The organism is Trebonia sp. (genome assembly GCF_049794275.1).
Lineage (GTDB): Bacteria > Actinomycetota > Actinomycetes > Streptosporangiales > Streptosporangiaceae > Trebonia.
Map to the genome: position 1 here is coordinate 1 of NZ_JBARCR010000553.1, position 4,065 is coordinate 4,065.

A 4,065-nucleotide genomic window follows, 5' to 3' on the forward strand; every position below is an offset into this window, starting at 1 on the left:
ACGCCATGCCTCCCGCGTGAATTCTGCGTGCCCGCGAACCGGTACGGACAGCGGTCGCTGGCCTGCCTCCCACTATGCCGTCTCTCAGCATGTACGTAAGGACATGTCCGAGAGGGACTTGCACCCCCATGGCTGTGACCTGCGACGTTGCGCACCTGACCCATAACGGGAAACAGATAACCGCAGGTCAGAGAGTTGCATATGTGTCCGAGGGCCGACTCGCACCTTACGTACATGATCCCTATAGCTCTGACCACGGACTTCGTGCTGGACGGTGGTCCGCGGTGAGGGCGTCGGATCGTGGGTTGCGCAGTTACTGCTGCTGTCCTGGTCACCCCGAGGGCGTCTTGCCTGACGATCGGTTCTCGGATTGCCCGCGTCGGCTGCTGACATCGGCCGCGAGAATGTCAAGCAGGGCTTGTGCGGCTCCAGTGGGCGGGCGCCTGGCGGCGACCACCGCGCAGATGTCGCGGCGTAGCGGCGGCGTGATGCGGATGGTCGAGACCTGCGCGGTGACCGCGCGCACGCTCATCGGGGGCAGAACCGAGATACCGAGCCCGTGCTGGACGAGTTCGGCGAGGTACTGCATGTTCTGCGCTTCGCAGACGGTGCGCCGGGCGAGCCCGGCGGCGGCGCAGGCGACGTCGATCTGGGCGTGCAGCCCGGAGTCGGCCCGGTAGTCGACGAAGTCACGCTCGCGCAACGCAGGATCGGCAAGTTCGATGCTGGCCCGTCTGGCCAGCGGGTCGCCCTGCGGGACGGCGAGGATCAGGTCGTCGTGGCCGATCTCGATGCGGGTCAGGGCGGCGGGGTCGGTGGGGCCGTCGATGAAGGCGATGTCCAGCTGGGCGTCGGCGGCCGCGCGGGCTAGCACCGGTGCGGCGTCGTGGCTGAGCCGGATGGTGACGCCGGGATGGGCCCGGCGGAAGGTAGCCAGCAGGGCCGGCAGGTCTATCACTGCGAGGGTCTGGATTGCTCCGACGTGCAGCTGGCCGCGCAGGGCGCCGCGGATGCCGGCCACGGCATCTCGACCCTCGTCTGCTGCGATGAGCGCGCGACGGGCCGCCGGCAGCAGCGCGCGGCCCGCCTGGGTAAGCATCACGCGCCGACTGTCGCGCACGAACAGCGGGGCGCCCATCTCGCGTTCGAGCGCGTGGATAGACGCGCTCAGGCTGGACTGGACTACGTGCACCCGGGCTGCGGCACGGGTGAAATGCAATTCCTCCGCGACCGCGACGAAGTGGGCTAGCTGCCGAAGCTCCATCTATCGACTGTATCGATTCTGAACAGCGGAGCAAAGTGTTGGACCGATGCTTGGATCTCCGCAACCCTGAATGAACACCACCCGCGATGCGCCAAGGAGAGCCTGGACCATGTCATCGACACCCAACCGCCCGTACCCGCCCGTGCTGATTCGCGCCGGGGAAGCCGAACGCCTCGACCTCATCGGGCACGTGCTGCTGGCCGACAGCAGCGCCACCGCAGGGGCGCTGACCAGCCACCGCGTCGCGCTCGGCCGCGGCGCAGATGGCGCTGTGCCGCACCGGCATGACCATTCCTCCGAGCTGTTCTACATCCTCGACGGCGCGTTCGACCTGCTGGTCGACGACAACATCGTCACCGCGCGCACCGGTGATCTGCTGGTCGTCCCTCCCGGCGCGCCGCACGCGTTCGCCGCCCATCACAACTCGACCGCCGAGGCGCTGATCATCGCCACTCCCGGCATCGAACGATTCGACTACTTCCGCCACGTCGTCCGGCGCCGGCAGGGCAGCGAGCAGCCCGGGCTGCTGCTCGGGCTGCAAGACCGCTTCGATACCCACTTCCTCGACAGCCCCGCCTGGCAACGCGCCCGCGCGGCCGCCTGACCGCACCAGGAAGCGAGAAGCTCATCGCCGAGGCGGCCGGTACCCGGTCCGCACCACCCCAACCCCAGCGCCGCAGCCCGGTCATCACCGCACACCGTCTGGAGCAAGACACACGAACAACCGCACGGCCTGGGCATTCGCGATCACGTCGATCGCGCTGTTCATGGTCACCCTGGACAACCTGGTCGTCACGACTGCGGTCCTGGTCATCCGCACCCACCTGCACGCCTCGCTGTCCAGCCTGGAGTGGACAGTGAACGCCTATTCGATCACCTTCGCGGTACTGCTGACCGGCGCGGCACTCGGTGACTGGTTGAGGATGTTGCCCGCGGGGCGCGCCTGCGGGTAGCGCTCAAGCAAGGTCACGTCATGGCCGGCCTGGTGCACCGACAAGGCGGTAGCCATGCCAGCCGGCCCGGCGCCGACGACGGCAACGCGTCCGCGCCTGGGAGGGACAGTATTCACGCGGGTTCCTCCGGGCGGCATTCGGTTGCGCTGGGGGCGGCGTCTGGCAGGGAGCGGAACGCGTCGCTGACCCAGTCCGCGACGTACGCACTGACGTACGGCAGGTGGTCGAGTCCGATGTGCTCGGCGCCGCCCTCGGCCGCCGTGAAGATCCGCAGTTCCCGGCGAGGACTGGCCGTCGCCTGGTCATAGGAGCGGTGCGCGTACTCCAGTGGGATCTGCCGGTCGTTCTCCCCATGGCAGATCAGGAACGGCACGCTGATGTGCGACACGACGCCGTCTAGGTGGACCTGGTCGGCGAACTTGATGAAGGTGTCGAGATCCGGCTGTCCCCACACCCACAGCACGTGTTCCCAGTAGTGCGGCACCGGCCGTTCGCCCTCGCGCTCCAGCCGCCGCCGCTGCACGGCGCCCCAGTTGTGGTTTGCTCCCCACGCCACTACGAGTGCCAGCCGCTTCTCGAATGCGGCAGCCCGCGGCGCGAAGTAGCCGCCGAGCGACCAGCCAGCCAGCCCGATCCGCGCCGCGTCCACGTCGGGACGCGTCAGCAGGTAGTCGACGCAAGCCGCCGCCCAGGCTTCGGTATCGACCCGGGCGGTGAGACCCTGCAGCCGCAGCGCCTCCCCGGAGCCCGGGCAGTCGATCATCAGGCAGGAGATGCCCCGGGCGGCTAGCTCGGCCCAGTGCGAGGAGATGTACATGTGCTCCTTGGTGGAGTCGAGCCCGTTCCACAGGATCATCACCGGGACCGGGCCCGCGGCGGCGCCCGGCGCCTGGCTGAAGTAGCCGGGCAGGGTGGTGCCCTCATAAGGCACCGCCACCCGCGTCACCAGCGGGTCGCGGTGCTCCATGGCCTGCTGCGCGAGTCCCAGGACCCGCCGGTACACCTGGACGCGGCCAGGCGATGAGGCGCTCTGCATCCGCTCGGCGTTGCACAGGTAGTTGGTAGCCCGGAAGTACAGGTCGCCCGCGGTTCTTCCGTGCCCGGCCGCTAGCGCGGCCTCAGCCCGCGCTTCGAGCTGGTCGGTGAGGTCCGTCCAGGCTGCGAGGAAGTCCGCGGTACCTGCGTCCTCACCGCGCGCCGCCGCCTCGCGGATCGGCCGGCAGGCCCGGTCGACCTCGTCGATCAGCCCGCCGCTGTTCAGTGCGGCGACTACCGCCAGGTTCCACGCGTAATTACCGGGAAAGTACTCGAACACCGTTGCCGCTCCCTTTCATACAGCTGGTCACCGCCGCGCGGATGCGGTAGCCGCCGCTCATCCGCGCTTCCTCACCCGAGGTACCGAACGGGCGCGTGCTTCGCGCACCGGCGGCAGCGCGAGCCCCGCGACCACGCGGTTGCGCACCGTGCCGATTCCCTCGACCGTCAGCTCGACCACGTCACCCGGGCGTAGTGGCGGCGGGTCGATGCGCCCCCTGCGGCCCCACAGTTCGGCGAGGCAGCCGCCGTTACCACAGGTACCTGAGCCGAGTACGTCGCCGGCCCGGACCTCGGTGCCTCGCGAGGCGTAAGCGATGAGCTCCTCGAACGGCCAGCCCATGTTGGACAGCAGGTCCTGCCCGACCAGCTCGCCGTTGACGAACGCGCGCAGGTCAAGGGCGAGGAATCCGTCGGTGTCCCGGTACGGCTCAAGCTCGTCCGCGGTGACCAGCCAGGGGCCGAGTGTGGTGGCGGAATCCTTGCCTTTGGCCGGGCCGAGCATCACCTTCATCTCGCGTCGCTGCAGGTCCC

At 69.0% G+C, this 4,065-nt stretch carries 7 protein-coding genes; 2 read left to right on the forward strand and 5 right to left on the reverse strand.

Going from position 1 to position 4,065, the window contains the following annotated elements:
* Positions 1-331: 331 nt before the first annotated feature.
* Positions 332-1,264, reverse strand: coding sequence for a LysR family transcriptional regulator (locus WA805_RS15195; protein WP_425240598.1), 933 nt, complete (start codon positions 1,262-1,264; stop codon positions 332-334).
* Positions 1,265-1,373: 109 nt separating this feature from the next.
* On the opposite strand from WA805_RS15195, the gene WA805_RS15200 reads away from it, so the two are divergent.
* On the forward strand, positions 1,374-1,868 hold the full coding sequence (locus WA805_RS15200) for a cupin domain-containing protein (RefSeq protein ID WP_422285461.1): 495 nt from the start codon (positions 1,374-1,376) through the stop codon (positions 1,866-1,868).
* Between the two features lie 84 nt (positions 1,869-1,952).
* Here WA805_RS15200 and WA805_RS15205 read toward each other — a convergent pair whose 3' ends face one another.
* Positions 1,953-2,078: a hypothetical protein gene (locus WA805_RS15205; protein WP_425242640.1), complete on the reverse strand. Its 126-nt coding sequence runs from the start codon at positions 2,076-2,078 to the stop codon at positions 1,953-1,955.
* On the opposite strand from WA805_RS15205, the gene WA805_RS15210 reads away from it, so the two are divergent.
* On the forward strand, positions 2,032-2,217 hold the full coding sequence (locus tag WA805_RS15210) for a hypothetical protein (protein ID WP_425242643.1): 186 nt from the start codon (positions 2,032-2,034) through the stop codon (positions 2,215-2,217). The genes WA805_RS15205 and WA805_RS15210 overlap by 47 nt on opposite strands.
* Here WA805_RS15210 and WA805_RS15215 read toward each other — a convergent pair.
* The 3 genes from WA805_RS15215 to WA805_RS15225 form a co-directional block, all read right to left on the reverse strand.
* A complete protein-coding gene (locus WA805_RS15215; protein WP_422285462.1) occupies positions 2,130-2,354 on the reverse strand; it encodes an FAD-dependent oxidoreductase in 225 nt (74 codons plus the stop codon). The genes WA805_RS15210 and WA805_RS15215 overlap by 88 nt on opposite strands.
* The gene (locus WA805_RS15220) at positions 2,330-3,532 is read right to left on the reverse strand and encodes an alpha/beta hydrolase family protein (protein WP_425242641.1); all 1,203 of its coding nucleotides are present in this window, start codon (positions 3,530-3,532) and stop codon (positions 2,330-2,332) included. The genes WA805_RS15215 and WA805_RS15220 overlap by 25 nt, the downstream gene beginning before the upstream one ends.
* Before the next feature lie 57 nt (positions 3,533-3,589).
* Positions 3,590-4,065, reverse strand: a 476-nt coding sequence (locus tag WA805_RS15225) for a fumarylacetoacetate hydrolase family protein (protein ID WP_425242642.1), incomplete at its 5' end; no start/stop codon positions are given.